Source organism: Frondihabitans sp. PhB188, from assembly GCF_003752365.1.
Classification (GTDB): Bacteria; Actinomycetota; Actinomycetes; order Actinomycetales; family Microbacteriaceae; genus Frondihabitans.
Genome location: NZ_RJUO01000001.1, coordinates 821,319 through 846,206, shown reverse-complemented (window position 1 = coordinate 846,206; position 24,888 = coordinate 821,319). Strand labels below are relative to the sequence as shown.

General features: G+C 70.6%; 24 protein-coding genes. 21 read left to right on the top strand and 3 right to left on the bottom strand.

Annotation, left to right across the window (positions count from 1 at the left end):
• Nucleotides 1–12: 12 nt before the first annotated feature.
• Entirely contained in the window at nt 13–1,575 is a 1,563-nt protein-coding gene (ffh, locus tag EDF46_RS03970) for a signal recognition particle protein (RefSeq protein WP_123504944.1), read from the top strand.
• Between the two features lie 19 nt (nt 1,576–1,594).
• On the opposite strand, the gene EDF46_RS03965 is transcribed toward ffh, so the two are convergent.
• Nucleotides 1,595–2,746: a glutamate--cysteine ligase gene (locus tag EDF46_RS03965; RefSeq protein ID WP_123504943.1), complete on the bottom strand. Its 1,152-nt coding sequence runs from the start codon at nt 2,744–2,746 to the stop codon at nt 1,595–1,597.
• A gap of 233 nt (nt 2,747–2,979) precedes the next feature.
• Between EDF46_RS03965 and aroA the strand changes: the two genes are divergently transcribed.
• The 9 genes from aroA to trmD all read left to right on the top strand — a co-directional run bounded on the left by aroA (nt 2,980) and on the right by trmD (nt 13,117).
• Nucleotides 2,980–6,114: a 3-phosphoshikimate 1-carboxyvinyltransferase gene (gene aroA, locus EDF46_RS03960; protein WP_123504942.1), complete on the top strand. Its 3,135-nt coding sequence runs from the start codon at nt 2,980–2,982 to the stop codon at nt 6,112–6,114.
• The gene (locus EDF46_RS03955; protein WP_199738183.1) at nt 6,114–7,292 is read left to right on the top strand and encodes an acyl-CoA dehydrogenase family protein; all 1,179 of its coding nucleotides are present in this window, start codon (nt 6,114–6,116) and stop codon (nt 7,290–7,292) included. The genes aroA and EDF46_RS03955 overlap by 1 nt, the downstream gene beginning before the upstream one ends.
• 32 nt (nt 7,293–7,324) lie before the next feature.
• On the top strand, nt 7,325–8,158 hold the full coding sequence (locus tag EDF46_RS03950) for an SDR family oxidoreductase (RefSeq protein WP_123504941.1): 834 nt from the start codon (nt 7,325–7,327) through the stop codon (nt 8,156–8,158).
• A complete protein-coding gene (locus tag EDF46_RS03945) occupies nt 8,139–10,235 on the top strand; it encodes an FAD-dependent oxidoreductase (RefSeq protein WP_199738182.1) in 2,097 nt (698 codons plus the stop codon). The genes EDF46_RS03950 and EDF46_RS03945 overlap by 20 nt, the downstream gene beginning before the upstream one ends.
• 214 nt (nt 10,236–10,449) lie before the next feature.
• A complete protein-coding gene (locus tag EDF46_RS03940) occupies nt 10,450–10,938 on the top strand; it encodes a helix-turn-helix transcriptional regulator (RefSeq protein WP_123504939.1) in 489 nt (162 codons plus the stop codon).
• 152 nt (nt 10,939–11,090) lie between these two features.
• Nucleotides 11,091–11,516 carry a 30S ribosomal protein S16 gene (gene rpsP / locus EDF46_RS03935; protein WP_123504938.1) on the top strand — a complete coding sequence of 142 codons (426 nt, stop codon included), beginning with the start codon at nt 11,091–11,093 and terminating at the stop codon, nt 11,514–11,516.
• Between the two features lie 3 nt (nt 11,517–11,519).
• Complete coding sequence (locus EDF46_RS03930; protein ID WP_123504937.1) at nt 11,520–11,756, top strand: RNA-binding protein; 237 nt, start codon at nt 11,520–11,522, stop codon at nt 11,754–11,756.
• Entirely contained in the window at nt 11,734–12,405 is a 672-nt protein-coding gene (gene rimM / locus EDF46_RS03925) for a ribosome maturation factor RimM (protein ID WP_123505190.1), read from the top strand. Before EDF46_RS03930 ends, rimM begins: the two co-directional genes overlap by 23 nt.
• 7 nt (nt 12,406–12,412) lie before the next feature.
• Complete coding sequence (gene trmD, locus EDF46_RS03920) at nt 12,413–13,117, top strand: tRNA (guanosine(37)-N1)-methyltransferase TrmD (protein ID WP_123504936.1); 705 nt, start codon at nt 12,413–12,415, stop codon at nt 13,115–13,117.
• Nucleotides 13,118–13,160: 43 nt separating this feature from the next.
• On the opposite strand, the gene map is transcribed toward trmD, so the two are convergent.
• Entirely contained in the window at nt 13,161–13,928 is a 768-nt protein-coding gene (map, locus tag EDF46_RS03915; protein ID WP_123504935.1) for a type I methionyl aminopeptidase, read from the bottom strand.
• A gap of 38 nt (nt 13,929–13,966) precedes the next feature.
• Between map and EDF46_RS03910 the strand changes: the two genes are divergently transcribed.
• The 9 genes from EDF46_RS03910 to EDF46_RS03870 all read left to right on the top strand — a co-directional run bounded on the left by EDF46_RS03910 (nt 13,967) and on the right by EDF46_RS03870 (nt 21,336).
• Complete coding sequence (locus EDF46_RS03910; RefSeq protein ID WP_148061130.1) at nt 13,967–14,479, top strand: hypothetical protein; 513 nt, start codon at nt 13,967–13,969, stop codon at nt 14,477–14,479.
• 224 nt (nt 14,480–14,703) lie between these two features.
• Complete coding sequence (rplS, locus tag EDF46_RS03905) at nt 14,704–15,054, top strand: 50S ribosomal protein L19 (protein WP_123504933.1); 351 nt, start codon at nt 14,704–14,706, stop codon at nt 15,052–15,054.
• 67 nt (nt 15,055–15,121) lie between these two features.
• Nucleotides 15,122–15,946, top strand: a complete 825-nt coding sequence (gene lepB, locus EDF46_RS03900) for a signal peptidase I (RefSeq protein ID WP_370454054.1) — start codon at nt 15,122–15,124, stop codon at nt 15,944–15,946.
• Nucleotides 15,943–16,581: a ribonuclease HII gene (locus EDF46_RS03895; RefSeq protein WP_123504932.1), complete on the top strand. Its 639-nt coding sequence runs from the start codon at nt 15,943–15,945 to the stop codon at nt 16,579–16,581. Before lepB ends, EDF46_RS03895 begins: the two co-directional genes overlap by 4 nt.
• A gap of 17 nt (nt 16,582–16,598) precedes the next feature.
• Nucleotides 16,599–16,922, top strand: a complete 324-nt coding sequence (locus tag EDF46_RS03890; RefSeq protein ID WP_123504931.1) for a DUF2469 family protein — start codon at nt 16,599–16,601, stop codon at nt 16,920–16,922.
• Nucleotides 16,923–17,040: 118 nt separating this feature from the next.
• Entirely contained in the window at nt 17,041–17,448 is a 408-nt protein-coding gene (locus tag EDF46_RS03885) for a YraN family protein (RefSeq protein ID WP_123504930.1), read from the top strand.
• On the top strand, nt 17,445–18,980 hold the full coding sequence (locus EDF46_RS03880) for a YifB family Mg chelatase-like AAA ATPase (protein ID WP_123504929.1): 1,536 nt from the start codon (nt 17,445–17,447) through the stop codon (nt 18,978–18,980). The genes EDF46_RS03885 and EDF46_RS03880 overlap by 4 nt, the downstream gene beginning before the upstream one ends.
• A 17-nt stretch (nt 18,981–18,997) precedes the next feature.
• Nucleotides 18,998–20,284: a DNA-processing protein DprA gene (dprA, locus tag EDF46_RS03875; protein ID WP_233579806.1), complete on the top strand. Its 1,287-nt coding sequence runs from the start codon at nt 18,998–19,000 to the stop codon at nt 20,282–20,284.
• A 128-nt stretch (nt 20,285–20,412) separates the two neighbouring features.
• Nucleotides 20,413–21,336 (top strand): tyrosine recombinase XerC, encoded by a 924-nt coding sequence (locus EDF46_RS03870; RefSeq protein ID WP_233579804.1) that lies wholly within the window; start codon nt 20,413–20,415, stop codon nt 21,334–21,336.
• 27 nt (nt 21,337–21,363) lie between these two features.
• Here the strand turns inward: EDF46_RS03870 and EDF46_RS03865 are convergent, their stop codons facing one another.
• Nucleotides 21,364–22,047, bottom strand: coding sequence for a M23 family metallopeptidase (locus tag EDF46_RS03865; protein ID WP_233579802.1), 684 nt, complete (start codon nt 22,045–22,047; stop codon nt 21,364–21,366).
• A 147-nt stretch (nt 22,048–22,194) separates the two neighbouring features.
• Between EDF46_RS03865 and EDF46_RS03860 the strand changes: the two genes are divergently transcribed.
• Both EDF46_RS03860 and rpsB read left to right on the top strand, forming a co-directional pair.
• Complete coding sequence (locus EDF46_RS03860) at nt 22,195–23,652, top strand: sugar porter family MFS transporter (RefSeq protein ID WP_123505186.1); 1,458 nt, start codon at nt 22,195–22,197, stop codon at nt 23,650–23,652.
• Between the two features lie 200 nt (nt 23,653–23,852).
• Complete coding sequence (rpsB, locus tag EDF46_RS03855; RefSeq protein ID WP_123504927.1) at nt 23,853–24,872, top strand: 30S ribosomal protein S2; 1,020 nt, start codon at nt 23,853–23,855, stop codon at nt 24,870–24,872.
• The last annotated feature ends 16 nt before the right edge of the window (nt 24,873–24,888 follow it).

The window sequence follows — 24,888 nt, the reverse complement described above, 5'->3', positions numbered from 1 at the left end:
GATCGATCCACAATGGCAACCTTTGGATCACTCTCCGACCGCCTCGCGGAAACCCTCAAGAACCTCCGCGGCAAGGGCAAGCTCAGCCCCGCCGACGTCGACGGGACCGTCCGCGAGATCCGCCGCGCCCTGCTCGACGCCGACGTCGCGCTCGACGTCGTCAAGTCGTTCACGGCCGCGATCCGCGAGCGCGCCCTCGGCGACGAGGTCAACAAGGCGCTGAACCCGGCGCAGCAGGTCGTCCAGATCGTTAACGAGGAGCTCGTCGAGATCCTCGGCGGCCAGCAGCGACGCCTCGAGTTCGCGAAGAAGCCGCCGACGGTCATCATGCTCGCCGGCCTCCAGGGCGCGGGCAAGACGACCCTCGCGGGCAAGCTGGCGAAGTGGTTGAAGAAGGAGGGCCACACGCCCGTCCTCGTCGCCTCCGACCTCCAGCGCCCCAACGCCGTCACGCAGCTCCAGGTCGTGGGCGAGCAGGCTGGCGTCCCGGTCTTCGCCCCCGAGCCCGGCAACGGCGTCGGCGACCCGGTCAAGGTCGCGAAGAACGGTGTGAGGTTCGCCGCCGACAAGCTCTACGACGTGGTCATCGTCGACACCGCCGGCCGTCTCGGCGTCGACGCCGACATGATGAAGCAGGCCGCCAACATCCGGAAGGCCGTCGACCCCGACGAGGTGCTGTTCGTCATCGACGCGATGATCGGCCAGGACGCCGTCGTCACGGCGAAGGCGTTCCAGGACGGCGTCGACTTCACCGGCGTCGTGCTGACCAAGCTCGACGGCGACGCGCGCGGCGGTGCCGCGCTCAGCGTCGCCCACGTCACGGGTCGCCCGATCATGTTCGCGTCGACCGGCGAGGGCCTCGACGACTTCGAGCCGTTCCACCCCGACCGCATGGCGTCGCGGATCCTCGACCTCGGCGACATCCTCACCCTCATCGAGCAGGCGCAGGGCGCCTTCGACGAGGCCGAGGCGCTCGAGATGGCCGAGAAGTTCGCCACCGACAGCTTCACGCTCGACGACTTCCTCAAGCAGATGCAGCAGCTGCGCAACATGGGCTCGATCAAGGGCATGCTGAGCATGCTCCCCGGCGCCAAGGGCATGCGGGAGCAGCTCGACAACTTCGACGAGCGCGAGATCGTGCGCACCGAGGCGATCATCCAGTCGATGACCAAGGCCGAGCGGGCCAACTCCAAGCTGCTCAACGGGTCTCGCCGCCTGCGCATCGCCCGCGGTGCCGGATCGACGGTCACCGAGGTGAACCAGCTCGTCAACCGCTTCGAGCAGGCCGCGAAGATGATGAAGACCGTGGCCAAGGGCGGGGTGCCGCAGGTTCCGGGCATGGGCCCGATCCCCGGCGCCGGCTTCGGCGGCGGCCGCAAGCAGGTCGCGAAGAAGAAGGGCTCGAAGGCGGGCAACCCCGCCAAGCGGGCCGCCGAGAACGCCCGACTCGCCAATGGCGAGAAGGCGGCTCCGGCTGCTCCGACCGGCGGGGGCTTCGGCCTCGGCGGCAAGAAGGGCGACAAGGCCCCCACGCAGGAGGAGCTCGCCAGCCTGCAGAAGTTCCTCGGCCGCTAGGCCGGGGCTCCGGGCGGCGCTAGGCGCCCGGCAGGCCGTCGCGGAGCTCGGCGACGAGCGAGGCCACCACCTCGCGCAGGGAGCCGTCGTGCCGGGAGGCGACCTGGAGCTGGCGCTGGTATGACGCGCCGTTCTCGATGATCGCTCGGACGCCGGCGAGTTCCTGCGCGCAGTCGAGCTTGTCGGCCGTCGGCGCTAGTCGCTCCAGCACGTCGAGGGTGTCGTCGGTGACCAGCCGCTCGTCGCCGTCGGCGTTCTGGATGATGATCGCCTCCATGCCGTAGCGGGCCGCGCGCCACTTGTTCTCGCGCACGAACCACGGCTGCAGGCGCGGGAGCTCCTCGCCGCGGTCGAGCCGGGCCGCGAAGTCGTCGACCAGGCACTGGGCCAGGGCTGCCACGGCGCCGACCTCGGCCACCGTCGAGATGCCGTCGAAGACGCGGATCTCGAGCGTGCCCCACTTCGGCGACGGGCGGAGGTCCCAGCGCAGCTCGGAGTTGTCGTCGATCACGCCGGTGTGCACCAGATCGCCGACCATAGCCTCGTACTCGGCCCAGGTCTCGAACTGCGGCGGGAGGCCCGCCGTCGGCAGCTGCTGGAACATCATCGCCCGGTTCGAGGCGTACCCGGTCGCGTCGCCGGCCCAGAACGGGCTCGACGCCGTCAGCACCTGGAAGTGCGGCAGGTAGGCCAGCAGCGCGTTCATGATCGGCAGCACCTTGCGCTGGTCGGCGATCCCGACGTGCGCGTGCACGCCCCAGATCATCATCTGGCGTCCCCACCAGCGCGTGCGGTCGATGAGCGTCTCGTACCGCTCGCTGTCGGGGGTGATCTGCTGCTGGTACCACTGGCTGTAGGGGTGCGTCCCAGCGCACATCAGGTCGGCGCCGAGGATCGCGGCCCGCTCGCGCACGAGGTCGATGGTGCCGGACAGGTCGGCGAGTGCGTCGGCGACGCGGTGGTGCACGCCGGTGACCACCTCGACCGTGTTCGTCAGGAGCTCCTTGGTGACCCTGTCGCCGTCGGCGTTCAGGTACTCGAGCGACGGCAGGATCGCCGGAGCGTGCGGCGCCAGCTCGCCCGTCGCGGAGTCGACCAGCGCCAGCTCCCACTCGAGGCCCAGCGTCGACTGCTCGCTCGACGCGAACGGGATGGGCTGCGGTCCATTCATGCGCCAATCCTGCCAGCCCGAGAGCGGGCGCGGAGTCGGCAAGTGGGCATCCTCCGAAGTTCACGCCCAAATCTTGCAGGGTGTGTAACGACTTTTGACGACGCATGCGGTGAGGGCCGCCGGTGACCCTCTGCTGGCGCGTGGAAGGTCTAACGTTGTGGGTTGGGACCGACACTGGGTAGAGGTTCTCTCCAACGACGCGTCCCGACTCACGCAGCAGAAGGAGTACAGCGATGCAGTTGGTCGTGCGCGGAACCACCACACGTCTCGAAGGGGAACTCGAGGTGCCCGTGTCGAAGTATCACGCGCACCGCGCGCTCGTGCTCGCCTCGCTCGCCCCGGGCCGCAGCGTCATCACCGGCGTGTCGACCACCCGCCAGGTCGAGTGGACCGTCGGCACGCTGCGTGCCCTCGGCACGACGATCACGATCACGGGCAACACCTACGTCGTCGAGGGCGGCCCGTACCGGGCCACCGACGTGGTCGACCACGGCTCCAAGGGCGCCGAGGGCCTGCTCAACATGGGCTCCTCGGGCACGACGCTCTACTTCATGGTCGGCCTCGCGTCGCTCGCCGACCAGCCGATGACCCTCACGGGAATGAAGTACTTCCGGCGCCGCCCGATCAAGGCGCTTCTCGACTCGCTCCAGCAGATGGGGGTGCGGCTCGAGGCCGACCAGGACCGCCCGCCGGTCCACGTGGAGCCCGTGCGCCCCGGCGGCGGCGAGGTCTCGATCGCCGGCACGCTGAGCCAGTGGATCTCGGGGCTCCTGCTCCTCGCGCCGTTCGCCGAGGACGACACCGTCATCCACGTCACCGGCGGCACGCTCAACGAGCAGCCCTACGTCGACCTGACCATCCGCATGATGCGGCTCTGGGGCTTGGAGGTCGAGCACGACGACGACTGGCTGACCTTCCGCATCAGGGGCAACCAGACGGCGACGCCGCACGACTACACGATCCCCGCCGACATCGGCTCGGCCGCCTTCGGCATCGCCGCCGCAGCGATCCACCCCTCCGACGTCCTGTTCCGCGGTCTTACCGCGACGACCACGGCCGAGACCGACCACCCCGAGTCGGAGTTCTTGGACATCGCCGCCTCGATGGGCGTGCCGTTCACGATCGACGAGGCCACCGGGTTCGTGCGGATCACCAGCGACGGCTCGCCGCTGAAGGCCATCGACATCGACTGCCAGCCGATCCCCGACCTGCTGCCGATCCTGTCGACGATGGCCACCTTCGCCGACGGCACCTCGACGTTCCGCAACGTGGGTCACATCCGCCTCAAGGAGAGCGACCGCGTCTCGGCCATGCTGCAGCTGAACACGCTGGGCGGCACCGCCGACCAGACGCACGACGAGCTGCGCGTCACTGGGGCGACCAAGCCGCTCGTCGGCGCTCCGCTCTCGTCGTTCAACGACCACCGCGTGCTCATGTCGCTGGCGATCGCAGCGACCCGCGCCGCCGGTCCGTCGACCCTCACCTATCCGCGCGCCTACCGCATCTCGTATCCGACCTTCCTCGAGGCCATGACGTCGATCGGCCTCGACCTCGACATGGGCGACCCGAAGAGCCTCGAGACCAGCGAGAACGTCGATTTCGAGCGCGACAGCCTGACCGAGGAGGCCGCGCTCCAGGAGGCCCCGCTCGAGCTGCAGGGCGTCGACGCCGACCCGCTGGTGCTCAGCGAGAAGGTCCGCCGTCTTGCCGAGACGCACCCGGACGAGGCCGCGGTGATCGAGGTCGGCGGCGTCGCCCCGGTCACGACCACCTGGCGCGAGCTGCAAGACGAGGCCGACAAGGTCTCGCAGCTGCTGATCGAGCTGGGCGTCGAGAAGGGCGAGTCGGTCGCGATGCAGCTGCCGAACTGGAAGGAGTTCGTCGCGATCACGCTGGGCACGGTGCAGATCGGCGCCGTTGCCACGCCGATCATGCCGGTCTTCGGCCCGCGTGAGACCACGATGACCCTGGCCCGCTCCAGGGCCCGCGTCGTCTTCCTGCCCAACCTGTTCCGTCGTCGTCGCCCGGCCATCGAGCTGCTCGAGGTCGTCGACGAGGCCCGCGCTCAGAAGCGCCGCCTGTCGGTCGAGCACGTCGTCGTGATCCGCTCCGAGTTCCGAGGCCACGGCGGCGGGCGCAGCGAGTTCACGCCCATCCCCGCGGCGGCGGCCGCCGCGGTGCAGGCCTCCGAGTGGAACTGGCGCTACTACGACATCGCCCTCGGCGCCGTCACCGCCGACGTCGACCGCATTCGCCAGCTCGCACCGAGCCCCGACGACACCTGCCAGCTCCTGTTCACCTCCGGCACGACCGGCGAGCCGAAGGGCGTCCAGCACCCGCACCGCACTCTGGGCCTCGCGACCGCGATGGAGGTCGCGCACCTCGGGCTGAACGAGAGCGACCGCATCTACATCCCGTCGCCGCTCGCTCACCAGACCGGCTTCCTGTACGGCATGCTGCTCTCCTGGCGCCTCGGAGTCGCGAGCGTCATCCAGCCCGTCTGGGACGCCCAGGTCGCCCTCGACCAGGCCTTCCACGCGTCGAGGGCCTCCTTCGTGCAGTGCGCCACGCCGTTCCTCACCGACCTCGTGGCCGCCGTCGAGGGCGGGGTCGCCCAGCCCGAGAGCCTGCGCATCTTCGTGGCGACCGGCGCCGCAGTGCCTCGCGCCCTCGCCGAGAAGGCCACGACCGTCCTCGAGACGAGCGTGCTCGGCGCCTTCGGAACCTCCGAGACCTGCCTGGGCGCGCTGTCGACACCGTTCGACGCGCCGGCCGACGCGTGGGGGAGCGACGGCAAGCCGCTGCCCGGCATCCGCCTCCGCATCGTCGACGACGAGGGCGTCGAGCTCCCGAACGGCTCGGAGGGCAACTACGAGCTGCACTCGCCGACGATGTTCGGCGGCTACCTCGACCGCCCCGACCTCACCGACGACGTCTTCACGTCCGACGGCTGGTACCGCACCGGCGATCTCGCGAAGATCGACGACAAGGGCTTCCTCCACATCACCGGCCGCGTGAAAGACGTGATCAACCGCGGTGGCGAGAAGATCCCGGTCGTCGAGATCGAGAATCTGCTGTACCAGCACCCGATGGTGTCCGACGCCGCGATCGTGGCCATGCCCGACCCGCGTCTCGGCGAGCGCGCGTGCGCCTTCGTGGTCCCCGCCAGATCGGGGCAGGAACTCCCGTTCGACACGATGCAGAAGTACCTCGGCGACGCCGGCGTCTCGAAGTACTACTGGCCGGAGCGCCTCGAGTTCATCGACGAGATACCTCGCAACGCCGTCGGCAAGGTTCAGAAGAACATCCTCCGCGAGCGGGCTGCCGACCTGGTCGCCGCGGAAACGCCCCTCAAGGAGAACAGCTAATGACCATGACCATCACGACGCCTGCCGCCTTCGACGAGGCCGAGTTCCAGGCGATCAAAGCCGACATCACCGCCTGGGTGGAGGGGCCGGGCGAAGACTTCGCCGACGAGATCGAGGCCACCGGCCAGGTGCCGGACCGCCTGCTGCCCGAGCTCCGCGACCGCGGGTACCTCAGCCTCGCGGCGCCGGTCGAGCTGGGCGGACGCGGCATCCCGTTCTCGCGCTACCTCGAGCTGATGGAGATCGTGTCGCGGTCGCACGCGTCGATCCGCATGCTCGTCCACGTCATCAACGGCACCTGGCGCGCCATGGTCCCGTTCGCGACCCCGGAGCAGATGGAGGAGGTCGTCAAGCCCTCGATCGCCGGCACCAAGCTCGTCGCGTTCACCCTGACCGAGGCCACCGCCGGCACCGGCCAGGATCTCCGCACCACGGCCCGCCTCGAGGGCGACACCTGGTACCTCAACGGCGAGAAGCACCTCATCACCTTCGGCGTGAAATGCGACTACTGGCTCATCGCCGCGCGCATCGAGGGGTCGTCCGAGAAAGACGGCTTCGTCGCCTTCCTCATGCCCAACACGGGTCTCGCCGGCGCCGAGGTCATCGACGACTCCGAGACCATGGGCATCCGCGGCACCGACCACGCGATCCTCCGCTTCACCGAGACGCCGGTCCCGGCCGGAGCGCTCCTCGGCGAGCAGGGCGACGGCCTCAAGGTCGCCCTCGGCGGCTTCCTCCTGCCCAGCCGCGTGTCCGTGGCGATGAGCGCAGTCGGCCTCGCCGAGCGCGCCCAGCAGCTCGCCGTCGAGTACGCCGACCGGCGAGAGACGTTCGGCAAGAAGCTGTCGAGCCGCCAGGCGATCCAGTTCTACCTCGCCGAGAACTACGCCGACATCGCCGCCGCCCGCGCTCTCGTCATCGAGGCGGCGAAGGCCTACGAAGACGGCCGTCCCGACGCCGGAGTCCTGTCGAGCGCATCGAAGATGGTCGCGGTCGACATGCTCGCGCGCGTCACCGACAAGGCGCTGCAGGTCCACGGCGGGCAGGGCTACTGGAAGCGCAACAAGATCGAGCGCGTGTACCGCGACGCTCGCGCGCAGCGCTTCGAGGAGGGCACCAACGAGATCCAGAAGCTCATCGTGGGGCGCGCCGTCGTGACCGGCGCCGTCTCGTACTGATCACCATCCAGAGTTCCTACGAAAGGCCGAAGTTGGCTTCCGAAACCCCCACCCGTCCTGTCGCTCTGATCACCGGGGCCTCGCGCGGCATCGGCAAGGTGCTCGCCCTCAAGCTGGCGAGCCGCGGCGTCGACGTCGTCGTGACCTACAAGAAGAACGCCGAGATGGCCGAGGGCACGCTCGCGGAGATCCGCGCGCTCGGTGCCGACGGCATCACGGCGCAGCTGGACGTCGAGCAGCCCGAGTCGATCGAGGCGGTCTTCGAGCTCGTCGAGACGACCTACGGCAAGCTCGACATGTTCATCGCCAGCGCGGCGGCGTCGGCCTTCAAGCCGGTCTCCGAGCTGAAGCTGCACCACCTCGACCGCAACTACGCGACGAACATCCGCTCGTTCGTCCTGGGTGCGCAGGCGGCCGAGGCCCTGATGCCGAACGGCGGCCGCATCGTGGCCATCACGAGCTACGGATCGCTCCGCGCGTTCCCGACCTACGCGTCCCTCGGCGCTGCCAAGGCCGCGGTCGAGGCGTACGTGAAGTTCATGGCGACAGAGTTCGGCCCTCGCGGCATCACGGTCAACGCCGTCAACGGCGGGCTCATCGACACCGACTCGCTCGACTACTTCTACAACTCGGTGCCCGGCATGGCGCCGATCGAGAGCGTGGTCGAGAAGATCCCGCTGCAGCGCAAGGGCACTGCCGACGATGTCGCCGACGCGGTCGACTTCCTGCTCTCCGAGAAGGCCGGCTACATCACGGGCCAGACCCTGTCGGTCGACGGCGGCCTGACCGTGATCGCCCCGCCGTTCTGGGTCGACACGACGAGTCCGCTACGGGACGCGGTGCTGGGTGCCTCCGACGTCTCCTAACGCGCAGACGCTCCCGCTGACCATGCGGCCGTGGCGCCTCGGACCGCTCGAGGTGCCGCACCGCGTCGTCATGGGCAGCATGCACACCGGCCTCGAGGTCCGCGACGACGGGGGAGCGGCGCTCGCGCAGTTCTACCGGGAGCGCGTCGAAGGCGGTGCGGGCCTCATCATCACCGGCGGCCTGGCCGTCGATCATGCGGGCCGCGGCGGCGACGACTACGCGATGCTCGGCGACCCGGCCGCCGACGAGCGGCTCCGCACGGCGGTGGCCGCCGTCCACGACGCTGGCGGACTCGTCGCCGCGCAGCTGTTCCACGCCGGCCGCTACGCGCTCACGCATGGCCTCCTCGACGAGTCGGGCCGCCCCCAGCAGGCCGTCGCGCCCTCGGCCGTAGCGTGGCGCGGCGCCCGCGGAGCCGTTCCGCTCGAGCTCGACGAGGCCGGCGTCCTCGCGACCATTGCCTCGTTCGGCCGTGCCGCGTCCTCCGCCGCCGCCGCTGGATTCGACGCCGTCGAGATCATGGCCTCCGAGGGCTACCTGATCAACCAGTTCTGCTCGCCGCTCACCAACCTGCGCGACGACGCGTGGGGCGGAGACGCCCAGCGCCGGCGTCGATTCGCCGTCGAGGTTCTGCGCGCGGTCCGCCAGGCGGGGATCCCCGTCAGCGTCCGCGTCTCAGGCGACGACCTGATGCCCGGCTCGTCGACTCCCGGCGACGTCGACGCCCTGGTCCGCGACCTCGTCGAGTCCGGTGCCGACGCGATCAGCATCGGCGTCGGCTGGCACGAGTCGCGCGTCCCCACCGTCCAGTCCGCCGTGCCGCACGGCGTCTGGGTGCCCTTCGCCCGGCGGATCGCCGGCGTCGTCCGCGCCTCGACCCGCCCCGACGTCGCCGTCATCGCGAGCAACCGCCTCACCGACCTCCGCGACGCCGAAGACGTCCTCGCCGGCGGGCTCATCGACGCCGTCGCGATGGCCCGCCCGTTCCTGGCCGACCCCGACATCGTCGCCAAGAGCACGGCGGGAGACTTCGCGGCGGTCACGACCTGCATCGGCTGCAACCAGGCCTGCATCGACCGCTCCCTCTTCGGCAGGCCGGTCTCCTGCCTCGTCAACCCGCGCGCCGCCCGCGAGCTCGAGTTCCCGACCGTGCCCTCGGCAGTCCGCCGCAGCGTCGCCGTCGTCGGAGCCGGCCCCGCCGGCCTCGCCGCCGCCGTAGACCTGGCCAAGCGCGGCAATCCGGTCACCGTCTTCGAGGCCCGCGACGCGCTCGGCGGTCAGTTCGACCTCGCCGCGACCATCCCCGGCAAGGAGGACTACGCCGGCCCCGTCCAGGCCTGGCACTCCGCCCTCCTGGCCCTCGGCGCGGCTGTCCACGTCGGACGCCGCGTCACCGCCGCCGATCTTGCGGGCTTCGACCATGTCGTCGTCGCCACCGGCGTCGAGCCGCGCCGCATCGACGTGCCCGGAGTCGACCTGCCGCACGTCCTCACCTACGAGCAGGCGCTCCGCCACGGCGTGCCCGGCGGCACCGTCGCGCTCATCGGCTCCGGAGGCATCGGCGTCGACACAGCCGCCTTCCTCGTCGAGTCCGGCCGCGAGGCCGACCGCGCGGCGTCGTTCGTGGCCGACCACGGCCTACCCCGCGCAGGATCCGCGGAGTCCGACCGCCCGCAGCGCCGCCCCGCGCTCCGCCCGCACCCGCCCCGCCCCGGCGCCGACGTGACCCTCGTGTCGCGCTCCGGCAGATTCGGCAGCGGCATCGGCGTCACCTCCCGCTGGGTCGCCGTCGGCCGCCTCCGCTCCGCCGGCGTGCGCTTCGTCGACCACGTCGACTACCGCGAGATCCGCCCGGGCTTCCTCGACGTCGTCGACGACGCCGGCCGGGTCACCGCCATCCCGGCCGACACGGTGATCGTCTGCGCCGGCCAAGAATCCGTCTCGTCCCTGGCGCAGGAACTCGCGGCGGCCGCCATCGAGCACACCGTCATCGGCGGCGCCCTCGACGCCCGCGCCGTCGACGCCGTCAGGGCGACCTCCGAGGGGCTGTCCGCGTCGCGCGCCATCGCCCCCTGACGCGGGCTCCCCAGCCGCCCGCCTACCCCCCGGGGTTTCCTTTTCGACCGCTTTCCCTGGGCGTGAATTCACGCGCGGGGAAAGTCTTCCGGAGGGGAACCGGCAGGGCCGGGCGATGCGTGTGCGAGCGGCGACGGTTCTCCACAGGGGCTTCGGGGGGCTGGATTCGTGTGGACAGCCGTCGGGCAGAGTCACCTCGAGGAAGAATCGACGCATGCCGCTCACTCCTGCGACTCCTGAGGCGCCGCCCGCGCCGTGGCTCGTCGATGCCGCGAACGCATTCGACGTCATGGGGCACCCGGTTCGCCGGTATCTGCTCGCTGTCCTGGCATCGGAGGAGTGCGCGTCGTTGTACCTCGCCGAGAGGGTGCAGCACGTGTTCGGAGTCGGGTGGCCCGCGGTCAGCAAGCACCTCAAGATCTTGCACGGCGCCGGATTCGTTCGAGTCCGCGACGCCTGGCCGCAGCGCCTCTACCGCCTGGACGACGACGCCATCGGCCGCCTCGAGGCGGCCGTGGCCGGACTCCGCGCCGCTTGGGCGAGACGAGAGGGCGGAGGATACACGGGAGCATTCGAACCGGCGGAGGCGCTGTGGCCACGGCGGCGTGCGAGCCGGAGGCCGGCGGACGCAGCGGACGCGATCGACCGGATCTTGAGGGACGAGGGCATCGATCCCGACACGGGCCAGCGGATGATTGGCTGAATGGGCACCGGTCTGCAACAATGAGAGGTCGAGTCAGCGGCCACCCGACCCTCTAATCAGGTGGCACGCATGACCCCTTAGAGCTTTCGAGCCGAGTGTGCCCCCACGCTCACGGCTAGCAACTCGCCTCAAATCACTGCCACAGGAGAATTGTGTCCGTCAAGATCCGCCTCAAGCGTCTCGGTAAGATTCGCGCCCCGTACTACCGCATCGTCGTCGCCGACTCGCGCACCAAGCGCGACGGCCGCGTGATCGAAGAGATCGGCAAGTACCACCCCACCGAAGAGCCCTCGGTCATCGAGGTCGACTCGGCTCGCGCCCAGTACTGGCTCGGCGTCGGCGCTCAGCCGACCGAGCAGGTCGCCGCCCTCCTGAAGCTGACCGGCGACTGGGGTCAGTTCAAGGGCGACAAGGACGCCGTCTCGACCGTCAAGACCAAGGCCCCCAAGGAGGCCTTCGTCGCCGACGAGAAGAAGAAGCCCGTCCTCAAGCCCAAGACGGAGAAGGTCGCCGAGGCGCCCGCTGCCGAGGCTCCCGCTGCCGACGACGCCGCTGCCGACGAGTCGACCGAGGCGTAGTCAGTGCTCGCACCTGCACTCGAACACCTCGTCCGGGGGATCGTCGATCACCCGGACGAGGTGCAGGTGGTCTCGAAGACCTCGCAGCGCGGCGACGTGCTCGAGGTCCGGGTCCACCCTGAAGACCTCGGACGCGTCATCGGACGCTCCGGGCGCACCGCCAAGGCGCTGCGCACCCTTGTCACGGCGATCGCCGACGGCAAGCGTGTCCGCGTCGATGTCGTCGACACCGATTTCTGATTCGGTGTCCGACAGCTCCACTCCTGGCGACGGCCAGACGCGGCTCCGCGTCGGCCGTCTGACCAAGGCCCACGGCCTCAAAGGCGCTCTCAAGGTCGAGCTCTACACCGACGCTCCCAAGAAGCGATTCGTCCCCGGGGCCGTCTTCGCCCTGCAGGTGCCGAACGACTCACCCTGGCACGGCAAGACCCTCGAGCTCGTCGAACTCCGCTGGTACAACTCGCACCCTGTCGGCTTCTTCGTCGGCGTCGACGACCGCACCGCGGCCGAGACGCTCGTGAAGGCGATCCTCTGGGTCGAGCACGAGGGCGTCGAGGTCAGCGACGAGCCCGATGCGTGGTTCGACCACCAGCTGATCGGCCTCTCCGTCGTCCGCGACGGATCCGAGGTCGGCACCATCGCCCGCGTCGACCACCTCCCGGCCCAGGACCTCCTGGCCGTCGACACACCTTCGGGCGAGGTGCTCGTGCCGTTCGTCTCCGCGATCGTCCCGAGCGTCGATCTCGCGGCGGGCACGGTCACCGTGACGCCTCCGCTCGGCCTGTTCGAGAGCCTCGACGACGACGAGCCTGCCGATGCAGAGGTGCCCGCGACGGCAGTTCCTGCGCCCGCGGCTCGTGACCCGAAGCCTGACGAGACGTCCGAGTAGGCCTTCGGTGCGCATCGACATCGTCTCGATCTTCCCCGAGTTCTTCGGCGTGCTCGACGTCTCGCTGCTCGGCAGGGCCCGGCAGCAGAGGCTCCTCGACGTGCAGGTCCACGATCTGCGCGACCACACTCACGACCGGCATCGCACCGTCGACGACACGCCCTACGGCGGCGGTGCCGGCATGGTGATGAAGCCGGAGCCCTGGGGCGAGGCGCTCGACGCGATCCTCGACGGAACGCCCGAGGGCACCGTGGTGGTCGTGCCGTCGCCGGCGGGCACGCCGTTCACGCAGGCGCAGGCCCGCGAGCTCGCGCTCGCGCCTCGTCTCGTCTTCACGTGCGGGCGCTACGAGGGCATCGACCAGCGCGTCATCGACCACGCGGCGACCAGGCCGGGTGTGACGGTCCGCGAGGTCAGCCTCGGCGACTACGTTCTGAACGGCGGCGAGGTCGCGGCCATGGCAATGATCGAGGCCATCGGGCGACTCGTGCCGGGTGTCGTCGGCAACCCGGAGAGCCTCACGGAGGAGAGCCACGAGGGCGGCCTGCTCGAGTACCCGAGCTACACCAAGCCGGCCGTCTGGCGGGGGCACGAGGTTCCGCTGATCCTGCTCAGCGGGAATCACGGGGCTATCGCGACGTGGCGCCACGAGCAGCAGGTGGAGCGCACGCGCCGGGTGCGGCCCGACCTGCTTCCCGACGCCGAGGCGTGACCTCGGAGCGACGGATTCGCCGGTCGCCTGGCGGCGCCGCCTCCTAGCGGGCAGTCAGCACCAGGGGACCGTCGGCGGTGATGGCCACGGTGTGCTCGACGTGCGCCGTGCGCGAGCCGTCGACGCTGCGGAGCGTCCAGCCGTCGGCGTCGGTGTAGATCTCGTCGGTCGACTGCATCAGCCACGGCTCGATCGCGATGACCAGGCCCGGGCGGAGCGGGAAGCCACGGCCGGCTCGACCGTCGTTGGGCACGTGCGGGTCTCCGTGCATCTCGGTCCCGACTCCGTGGCCGCCGAACTGCAGGTTGACCGAGTAACCCGCGGCGTGGGCGACCTCGCCGATCGCGGCGCTGATGTCGCCGAGCCGGCCGCCGGGCTGGGCGGCGGCGACCCCTCGGACCAGCGCCTCCTCGACCGTCGCGATGAGCGCGGCATCCTCGGGTGAACCCTCACCGCCCACCACGAGGCTCACGGCGCTGTCCGAGACCCAGCCGTCGACTCTGGCGGCGAAGTCGAGGCTGAGGAGGTCGCCCGTCTGCAGGGCGTAGTCATGGGGGAGCCCGTGCAGCACGGCGTCGTTGACGGAGGTGCAGATGACCTTGCCGAACGGGCTGGCGCCGAACGACGGGTGATAGTCGACATAGCAGCTCTCCGCCCCGGCGTCCCGGATCATGCGGTGCGCGAGAGCGTCAATCTCGAGGAGATTGGCTCCGGGGACAGCTGCCACCCGGGTGGCCTCCAGAACGGACGCGACGAACCGCCCGGCGGGCCTCATCGCTTCGATTTCTCCCGGGGTGCGTAGATCGATCATGCAGTCATTCTTCACCGTCGGTGCCTAGGCTCCACTGCATGAGGCTTCGCAGAGTGCTGTATCGCGTGTCGTGGATCGCGGCTTTCGCGTTGCCGCTGTGGGTGCTGTTCGGGCGCGGCTTCTTCGGGGCGCCCCTCGGCTTCCAGTTCTTCGCCCAGCTCCTGTTCGTGCCCGTCCTGTTCGTCGGCCAGGCCGTCGCGACGGCTCTGGTCACCCTTCGCGGCACCAATCGCCGCACCCGCTCTGTCTCCTGGAGCGATTCCGGGCTGCTCGCCGTGGCCTGGATCGGTCAGCTCGCCGCCGGTTTCTTCCTCGTCGACTCCGCGGCCGGGCGCACCGCCGCTTCGGCGTTCACCGTCTTCGCCGGCGCCGGGGCGTCGCCGCTGTCGAGCGTGCTGGCGGCCGCGGCGATCATGCTCACCGTGGTCGCCCTCGCCGTCCTGATCGCCGTCAGCGTGCGTCGCTCCGTGCGCGCGCTCCGTCAGGGGTTCGTCTCGACCACCGCAGCGCTCGACCCCGACCGCACGGTGACGGTCGGCCCGCACTCCTGAGGCATCGGCGTCCCTGGGGCGGCGGCGACCTCGAGGCCACGGTGTCACCTGGCGCCGGGACCGCGGTCTGTGGCACAATAGGCGTTTGTGCCCGCGCACGACTCTGCCACAGGGGAGTCGGCCATCACGAGGCACGATCCTCCACGAAGCGTTCCCGCACGATCACCGTGCGCCGGGACCCTAAACCGCGGTCGACCTGTGGCGGCCCGAGAGAGCGAACCATCATGAGCCACATCCTCCAGAGTCTGGATGCAGCGTCGCTTCGCAGCGATGTCCCCGACTTCCGTGCCGGCGACACCGTCAAGGTCCACGTGAACATCATCGAGGGCACGCGCTCGCGTGTCCAGGTGTTCCAGGGCGTCGTCATCGGCCGCCAGGGCGACAGCGTCCGCGAGACCTTCACGGTCCGCAAGGTCAGCTTCCAGGTCGGCGTCGAGCGCACCTTCCCCGTGCACTCCCCGGTCATCGACCACATCGAGCTCGTCAGCCGTGGTGCCGTGCGCCGCGCGAAGCTCTACTACCTGCGCGAGCTGCGCGGCAAGAAGGCCAAGATCAAGGAGAAGCGCGACAACTAGTCGTTCAGCGCTTTGCCGAACTTCGAGCTCCCCGTCCAGTACATTTGGGCGGGGAGTTCGGTGATTTATGACAGATAACAGCACGTTCATGCGCAGCCTGCGGCGGGGGCTGCAGATGCAGACCGCCGACGGATCGTCGCCCGTCCGCGGGCGACGCCGTGCTCCCGACGGCGAGGGCGGCGAGACCGTCAGGCGTCCGGGCGGCATGGGCCGCTTCCTTCGCGACATCGTCATCATCTTTCTCGCGGCCCTCCTGATCTCGTTCCTGATCAAGACCTTCCTGGTCCGCTCGTTCTACATCCCGTCGGCGTCCATGGAGAACACGCTCCAGATCAACGACCGCATCATCGTCAACGAGCTCGTCCCGAACGTCGTCCCGCTGAAGCGCGGCGACATCATCGTCTTCAAAGACCCGGGCGGGTGGCTCTCGACGAGCGACCAGGTCTCGTCGACGACCGGCAACCCCGTGGTCGACGGCTTCCAGTGGTTCCTGACCCAGGTCGGCCTCGGCACGCAGGACAGCGACGACCACCTCGTCAAGCGCGTCATCGGCCTGCCCGGCGACAAGGTGGCCTGCTGCAACGACTTCGGTCAGATGACCGTCAACGGCGTGCCCCTCGACGAGCCGTACACGAAGCTCCCCGCCGGCATCTCCCGCGAGTCCGAGAAGGACTTCTCGGTGACCGTCCCCGCCGGCTCGCTCTGGGTCGAGGGCGACAACCGCTACAACTCGGCCGACAGCCGCCTTCAGACGAACACGCCGTCCAAGGGCTTCGTGCCGGAGTCCGACGTCGTCGGCCGCGCCTTCATCATCACGTGGCCCCTGAGCCGCTGGACCTGGCTCGACGACTACCCCGACGTGTTCCGCGGAACGGACTCGAGCACCAAGTGACCCCGGTCGCCGATCCGACGCTCGACTTCGAGCGCGAGCTGCACGACGACGGCGCCGTCTGGGTGCTCGGCTGCGACGAGGTGGGTCGCGGGGCCATCGCCGGTCCGGTCGCCGTCGGCATCAGCGCTGTGCGCATCACCTGCGGGCCGCACCCCGAGGGCCTGCGCGACAGCAAGATGCTCAGCGAGAAGCGCCGGGAGGCGATGGCGCCCCTCGCCGCCCAGTGGTGCGAGGCGTCGGCGGTCGGCCTGGCCGAGGCGGCCGAGGTCGACTCCGTCGGCATCATCGCCGCCCTCGGTCTGGCGGGCAGGCGGGCTCTGGCGCAGCTCCACGGGCTCGGCGTCGGGATCCTCGACTCGGTCGTCGTGCTGGACGGGAGCCACGACTACCTCACGCCGGCGCTCCTGACGCCGCCGCGCATCGTCACTCGCATCAAAGCCGACCGCGACTGCGCGTCCGTCGCCGCCGCGTCGGTGATCGCCAAGGTGCACCGCGACCGGCTCATGATCGGCTACGACGACGTCCACCCGGGCTACTCGTGGACGGCGAACAAGGGCTACGGCTCGGCGGCCCACTACGCCGGTCTCGAGGCGCACGGCCCCTCGCCGCTGCACCGCCTCTCCTGGCTGCATTGACGTAAGATAGCCGCTCGATGGACGACGACGATTTCGACGACTACGACCGCGAGGTCGAGCTTGCCCTCTACCGCGAGTACCGCGACGTCGTGTCGCAGTTCCGCTACGTGATCGAGACCGAGCGACGCTTCTACCTGGCCAACGAGGTCGACCTCGTCCGCCGCGACACCGAGCACGACTTCTACTTCGAGCTCACGATGACCGACGTCTGGGTGTGGGACGTCTACCGGTCCGACCGCTTCGTCAAATCGGTGCGCGTGCTCACCTTCAAAGACGTCAACGTCGAAGAGCTGACCACGCGCGACCTGGAGCTTCCGAAAGAGCTCGCGCTCGACGAGTAGGGCGACCACCTGCGGGGTGTTCTCCACAGGCGGGCCCTGGCCGATGGTCTGTCCACAGATGTGACCGGCGGCCGCGGGGAGTTCCTGCGATTCACGATCCTCGTACGAGGAGGTCGTGATGACAGAAGACAGAACACACAGCAGTCCCGACAGGGGCAGCAGTCCCGACAGGGGCAGCAGGCTCGAACTGGGCGCTGCCGGCGAGGAGATCGCCGCCGAGTACCTGCGCGAGTGCGGCTACCGGGTGCTGGCGCGCAACTGGCGGTGCCCCGAGGGCGAGATCGACATCGTCGTCGCCGACGACGACTGGGTGGTCGTCGTCGAGGTGAAGACGCGGTCGAGCCATGCGGCTGGGCATCCGTTCGAGTCGGTGACGCCGACGAAGCTGGCGCGGCTGCGGCGCCTCACGGGGGCCTGGGCGCGCGAGAACCCGCGCGAGGGCTCGCGTCTGCGCGTGGACGCGGTGGCAGTGACGGTCGCAGGAACCGCCCCGCCCACCGTCGAGCACCTCGAGAACGTCGCATGAGCGTGGCACGCACCCAGGCCATCGCCCTCCAGGGGCTCCACGGTGCGATCGTCGAGGTCGAGGCCGACATCAGCGACGGCCTGCCGGGGTTCCTGCTGATCGGGCTGCCGGACGCATCGCTCGGCGAGGCCCGCGACCGGGTCCGGGCGGCCGCTGCCAACTCGGGATGCCCGCTGCCGTCGCGCAAGCTGACCGTGAACATGTCGCCCGCGTCGCTCCGCAAGCACGGATCGTCGTTCGACCTGTCGATCGCCGTGGCAGCCCTCGCGGCCGGCGACCTCGTGAGCGCCGCGTCGATCCGGTCGGTGGTCCACATCGGCGAGCTCGGCCTCGACGGACGGCTTCGGCCGGTCGACGGCATCCTGCCGAGCGTGCTCGGCGCCGCCCGGGCCGGGGCGACGACCGTCATGGTGCCGTCCGCGAACGTCGACGAGGCGTCACTGGTGCCCGACGTCCGCGTGGTCGGGGTCGCGAGCCTCCGCGACGCCGCGATCTGGCACGGCGGCGACTTCGAGCCTGAAGCCGTCGAGGCGCTGACCCGGCCCGCGACCGAGGCCGTCGACGAGGCCGACCTCGACCTGGCCGACGTGATCGGCAACCGGGCGGCCGTCGAGGGCATGATCGTGGCGGCATCGGGCGGCCACCACATGCTCATGGTCGGGCCGCCGGGCGCGGGCAAGACGATGCTCGCGGCACGGCTGCCGGGACTCCTGCCCGACCTCGACATCGATCAGGCCCTCGAGGTCTCGTCGGTGCGATCGCTGAGCGGTCTCCCGGTGCAGGCGCTCCTGTCGCGGCGCCCGCCGTTCGAGAGCCCGCACCACTCGTGCTCGGCCGCGGCCCTCGTCGGCGGCGGGCACGCCATCATGCGGCCCGGCGCCGTGACGCGTGCTTCCGGCGGGGTGCTCTTCCTCGACGAGGCGCCGGAATTCGCGGCCGCCGTGCTCGACGGGCTGCGCCAGCCCCTCGAGAGCGGGTCGATCGTGATCCAACGGACCCACGGCTCGGCCACGTGGCCGGCCCGGTGCCAGCTGGTGCTCGCCGCCAACCCGTGCCCGTGCGGCGAGTACGGGTCGCGCGACGTCGCCTGCTCCTGCTCGCCGTTTCAGCGACGGCGCTACCTCGGCAAGCTGTCGGGGCCGCTCATCGACCGGATCGACATCCAGCTGCGGGTGTCGCGGATCGACTCGGCGCAGTTCCGGCAGGCGACCGAGCCGCTCGGCGGGCAGATCACGACCGCCGAGGCGCGATCACGGGTGGTCGCCGCCCGCGATCGGCAGAGACGCCGGTGGGAGGGCACGCCGTGGCGGCTCAACTCCGAGGTGCCGGGCAGCCGGCTCCGGTCGGGCGACCTGCGCCTCGCGACCGCCGACACCGAGGTGCTCGACCGGGCGCTCGAGGGCGGGGCGCTGACGATGCGCGGCTACGACCGCGTGCTTCGGCTCGCATGGACGGTCGCCGACCTCGATGCCGCCGAGCGGCCGACCCGCGAGCACGTGGGAGCCGCCCTGGCCCTCCGGAGGGCATTGTGAATGCGGCGGAGGGCGCTGTGAGCGCAGCAGAGGGCACTGCAGGTTCGGCGCGGGACACCCTCGGTGCCGGCACGCTCAGTGCAGGCACGATCGGCGGCATCCTGTCGCCGGGCGACGCGCAAGCCGCTGCCCGGGTGCTCGGTCGCGTCGACGGCTGCGCGGTCGAGCCGACCGCGGCGATATCCGGAGCGATCTGGTCGTGCCTGGCCGAACCGGGCGACGGCGTCGCGGGGCTGTTCCGCACGGTGTTCGGCGCCGAAAGAGCGCTGGGGCTCCTGACGCTCTCGGCCGATCAGATCCGGTCCCGGCTGCGTGACGCTCACGTGGCCGAGGCCGCGAACGTCGACGTCGACGCGGCGCTGCGACGCTGGGTCGGGCGCCTGACCGAGGCGCGCGTCCGGGCCGCGATCCGTGCGGCGCGCTCGGTCGGGGCGCAGCTGCTCGTGCCGGGCGACGAGTCGTGGCCCGCCGGGTACGCCGATCTCGGCCCGCACGCGCCGGCGGCGCTCTGGGTGCGGGGTGACCCGGCGCGGCTGACCGCGGAGCCCGGGGTGGCCATCGTCGGCTCGCGGGCCTCGTCGGGCTACGGCGAGCAGGTTGCGCTGGAGCTGGGCGACGGGCTGGCCTCGCGCGGCATCGCCGTCCACTCGGGCGGCGCCTACGGGATCGACGGGAGCGCGCATCGCGCTGCCCTCGCCGCCGAGGGGTCGACCGTCGCGGTGATGGCTGGCGGGGTCGACCGCTTCTACCCGGCCGGGCACTCCGAGCTGCTGGCCCGTGTCGTCGACCGCGGAGCCGTGGTGGCGGAGGTGCCGTGCGGCACGAGTCCGTCGCGCTGGCGGTTCCTGCAACGGAACAGGCTTCTGGCGGCAGGAACGGGCGCCACGGTCGTCGTCGAGGCCGGCGAGCGGTCGGGCGCGTTGAACACGGCGACCCACGCTCGCGGGCTGGGGCGTCCGCTCGGCGCGGTGCCGGGGCCCATCACGTCGCCGTCGTCGGCGGGGTGCCACCGTCTGCTGGGCGAGCCCGAGGTCCGGCTGATCGGGGGAGTGCACGACGTCGTCGGGCTCCTGCGCCCGGCCCTCGACACCGGCGGGGCCGACCACCTGGGCACCGGCGAGGGGCGACTGCACCCCGTCGAGGTGCGGGTGCTCGACGCGCTGAGTCCGCGGCGGCCGCGCACCGAGGCCGAAGTCGCCCTGTCGGCGGGTCTCGGCGAGAGCGAGGCCCGCGCCACCCTGGCGGTCCTCGAGCTGACGGGCCGCGCCCGCGAGCGCGATCGGGGGTGGGTCGCCGTCGTGTGAGTCGACGGCGCGCCGGGGCCGCAGCGCGTCGGGCTCGGCGCCGCGGCGCGCGGCGGGGACCGCCCCGGTGCGCCCGCGGCCGTGGCGCGCCGCGCCGCGCCCGGCCGCCGCCGTGCCTACCCTTGACCGTGCCCGCCACCCTCGTCCGCGACATCGACGCCTTCCTCGCCTGGCTCCGCCACGGCCGCGGGCTGAGCGAGCACACCGTCCGCGCGTACGGCTCCGACCTCGAGTCGCTCCTGGCATTCGTCCGCGGCCGCGTCGACGGCGAGCCCGAGACGTCCGGGCTCGACCTCGACACGCTCCGCGACTGGCTGTGGCAGTCGACGCAGCAGGGGCTGGCGCGCGCGACGATCTCCCGCCGGTCGGCGTCGGCGCGCGCGTTCACGCGGCGGCTGCACGAGTCGGGTGCGACCCCGACCGATGTCGGAGTACGGCTTCGCGCTCCCAAGGCCGAGAGCCACCTGCCGCGTGTCCTCACCCGCGAGCAGATGGACGGCATCCTGACCTCGCTGGCGACTCTCGCCGATACCGGAGACCCTGGCGCTGTTCGCGACCTCGCCGTCATCGAGCTGCTGTACGGCGCAGGGCTGCGCGTGGCCGAGCTGGTCGGCACCGACCTCGGCGACATCGACCTCGAGCGGCTCACGGTGCGGGTCGTCGGCAAGGGGTCGAAGCAGCGGGTGGTCCCGTTCGGAGTGCCGGCAGCGGCGGCGCTGGGGGAGTACGTCGACCGCGCCCGGCCGAAGCTGGTGGGCGGCGGTGGCGGAGTTCCTGCGCCCTTCTTCGTCGGGAGGTCGGGCCGACGGCTCGGCACCCGCGCCGTCTACTCGCTGGTGGCCCGGCTGCTCGAGCCGCTGCCGGGGTCGGGCCCCGCGGGTCCGCACGCGCTCCGGCACACCGCCGCGACCCACCTGCTCGACGGGGGAGCCGACCTGAGGGCGGTGCAGGAACTCCTCGGCCACGCCAGCCTGGGCACCACGCAGATCTACACGCACGTCTCCACGGAGCGGCTGCGCGAGAGCTACCGGACGGCTCACCCGCGCGCCTGACCGCATGCCCGAGCTTCGCAAGGACAGTCAGCCCGGGCGTCCTCGTGGCGCTCGCAGCTCGAGCCCGAAATCCTTCTTGGGCTTGCGCGTCGCGACGGATCTCCTTGCGGGTCGCCCACGCGTCCTTGTCGAAGGACCCGTCTCCGCGCCGGCCAGCGGCCGCGTCGGCAGCAGCACGGCGCGCGGCACCCCGCCGAGGAACACCAGCGGCGACACGTACGCCCCGTCGACCCGTGCGCCTACGTGCACGCACGGGATCGCGTCGGCGCAGTGCCCGGCCTCGACCACGCCCACCGGCTGACCTCGTTGCACGGAGTCGCCGCGGGCCACGGTCGCGGCGACCGGCTCGAAGCTCGACAGCACGCCGCCCGGATGCTCGATCGACAGGACCGGACGGTCGACGACCACCCCGGCGTAGTGCACGACGCCCGACTCGGGCGCGAGCACGACGGCGCCGATCGCGGCCCCGACGTCGATGCCGCGGTGCCCGGGCGACCAGACCTCGGTCGGCGCCTCGAACCCCGCCAGGACCGGATGGGGCGCAGGAACGGGCCACGACCACGGCGACCCCGCCTCCTCGCGCGCCGCGGCGGCGCCCGGCGCCCCCACGAGCAGCACTCCGGCCAGCAACGCCCCCACTGGCAGCGCCCCGGCCGGCAGCGCGGCGACGAGCAGCGCCGCAGCACGCGGCACGACGAGGATCGATCTCACACGCCCAGGATCGCGTGGCGATGCACTCTGCAACGGGCGTAGGGTCGATCTGTGCACAACGACTCGTGCATGCCGCACCTGGGGAGGCGGCGATCATGAGTCGCTGCCTTCCTCACAGAGGGTCGACGACAAAGCATGTCGCCGCCGATGGAAAGTAGAAGAACAGTGTCAGACAAGACGACAGAACCGAAGACCGACGAAGCCAGACGGCTCGACCGGAGGGTCACCGCTCTCGCGGTCGTAGCGGCCATCGGCGGGTTCCTGTTCGGATTCGACTCGTCGGTCATCAACGGCGCGGTCAACTCCATCACCAAGGAGTTCGACATCCCCGAGGCCGCCTCGGGCATCACGGTCGCGTCAGCGCTGATCGGCTGCGCGGTCGGCGCCTACCTGGGCGGCCGCTTCGCCGACCGCTGGGGCCGCATCCGCGTCATGCTCATCGCCTCGGGCCTCTTCCTGATCAGCTCGATCTTCGCCGGACTCGCCTTCGCCACGTGGGACTTCATCATCTGGCGCCTGGTCGGCGGTCTCGGCATCGGCATCGCGTCGGTCATCGCGCCGGCATACATCTCGGAGGTCTCGCCCAAGAGCATCCGCGGCCGCCTGGGCTCGTTCCAGCAGCTCGCCATCACGCTTGGCATCTTCGCCGCTCTGCTCTCCGACCAGCTCTTCGCCGTCACCGCCGGCTCAGCCGACGCCATGATCGGCCCGTTCCCCGCCTGGCGCTGGATGTTCCTCGTCGGCGTCGTCCCGTCGGTGGTCTACGGCATTCTCGCACTCCGCCTGCCCGAGTCGCCGCGCTACCTCGCGGGCGAGGGCCGTCGCGACGAGGCGCGCGACGTGCTGAAGCAGATCGTCCCGACCGAGACGATCGAGACGAACCTCCACGACATCGAGGACGCCATCAAGAAGGAGGCCCAGCTCACCAAGAAGTCGAGCGTGCGCGGACCGGTCTTCGGCCTGCAGGGCATCGTCTGGGTCGGCATCATCCTCGCGATCCTGCAGCAGTTCGTCGGCATCAACGTGATCTTCTACTACTCGACCACGCTCTGGCAGGCCGTGGGCTTCAAGGAAGACCAGTCGTTCCTCATCTCGACGATCACCGCCGTGGTCAACGTGGCCGTCACCTTCATCGCGATCGCGCTCGTCGACAAGGTCGGCCGCCGCCCCATGCTCCTGGTCGGATCGATCGGCATGACGGTGAGCCTGGCGTTCATGGCCATCTCGTTCAGCCAGTCCAACGTCGTCGACGGCAACCCGCAGCTGCCCGGCGCCTGGGGCCCTATCGCCCTCGTCGCGGCGAACCTCTTCGTCATCTCGTTCGGCGCCACCTGGGGCCCGCTCATGTGGGTCCTGCTCGGCGAGATGTTCCCGTCGAACATCCGCGCGGCCGCCCTCGGCATCGGCTCCAGCTTCAACTGGATCGCGAACTTCGTCGTGACCGTCGCGTTCCCGGCGCTGGCCGCACTGAGCCTCACGCTCTCGTACGGGATCTTCGCCTTCTTCGCCTTCCTGTCGATCCTCTTCGTGTTCTTCAAGATCAAGGAGACGAAGGGCCGCTCGCTCGAGGAGATGGGCTCCGAGGCGGTGGGTGCTTCCGCCTAGCGAGTGCTATTGTTGGCACGCACTCCGTTCGCGGGGTGACTTCGCATGCCCGAGCGGTCCTCGACCGCGGTGACTCCACCCATTCGGTCCTTGCCACGCAAGGCGGGTACGAGCCCGGGCATCAGGCAGAGGCGACCGACCGGTCGTCCATCCAACCGAGAAGACGTGCGCGTTCGCGTGCGTAGAACAGGAGAACGGCCATGGCCGTCGTCACCATTCGCCAGCTGCTCGACAGCGGCGTCCACTTCGGACACCAGACCCGTCGCTGGAATCCGAAGGTCAAGCGCTTCATCCTCGCCGAGCGCTCCGGCATCCACATCATCGACCTGCAGCAGTCGCTCGGCTACATCGACCAGGCCTACGACTTCGTCAAGGAGACCGTCGCCCACGGCGGCACCATCCTCTTCGTCGGCACCAAGAAGCAGGCTCAGGGCTCGATCTCCGAGCAGGCCATCCGCGTCGGCCAGCCGTTCGTCAACCAGCGCTGGCTCGGCGGCCTCCTCACCAACTTCCAGACCGTCTCCAAGCGACTCGCTCGCATGAAGGAGCTGGAAGAGATCGACTTCGACGACACGACTCAGGGCTTCACCAAGAAAGAGCTCCTGATCAAGAAGCGCGAGCTCGACAAGCTGCACAAGACGCTCGGCGGTATCCGCAACCTCACGAAGACCCCTTCGGCTCTCTGGGTTGTCGACACCAAGAAGGAGCACCTCGCGATCGACGAGGCCAAGAAGCTGGGCATCCCGGTCATCGGCATCCTCGACACGAACTGCGACCCCGACGAGATCCAGTTCCCGATCCCGGGCAACGACGACGCGATCCGCTCCGTCGGCCTGCTGACGCGCATCGTCGCCGACGCCGCCGCGGAGGGCCTCATCCAGCGCCACCAGAAGCCCGAAGAGGGCGCTGCGCCCGTCGAGCCGCTGGCCGAGTGGGAGGCCGAGCTCCTCGCTCAGTCGACCGAGGCTCCCGCTGCTGCTGAGACCGCTGCTGCCGAGACCCCTGCTGCTGAGACCCCTTCGGCCGAGCCCGCCGCTGCCGAGGCGCCCGCCGCCGAGGCCGCTCCCGAGCCGACCGAGGAGAACGACGCCGACGCTCAGGTCGCCGACAAGGCACTGGGCGAGCCCGTCGCCAACCCGGTCGCCGAGGCCGACCCCGAGGTCGCCAACGCCGTTGACGCCGACGCTGCCGCTGTCGACGCCGCCGCCGCCAAGAAGTAACCTCTCCACCTTTTCA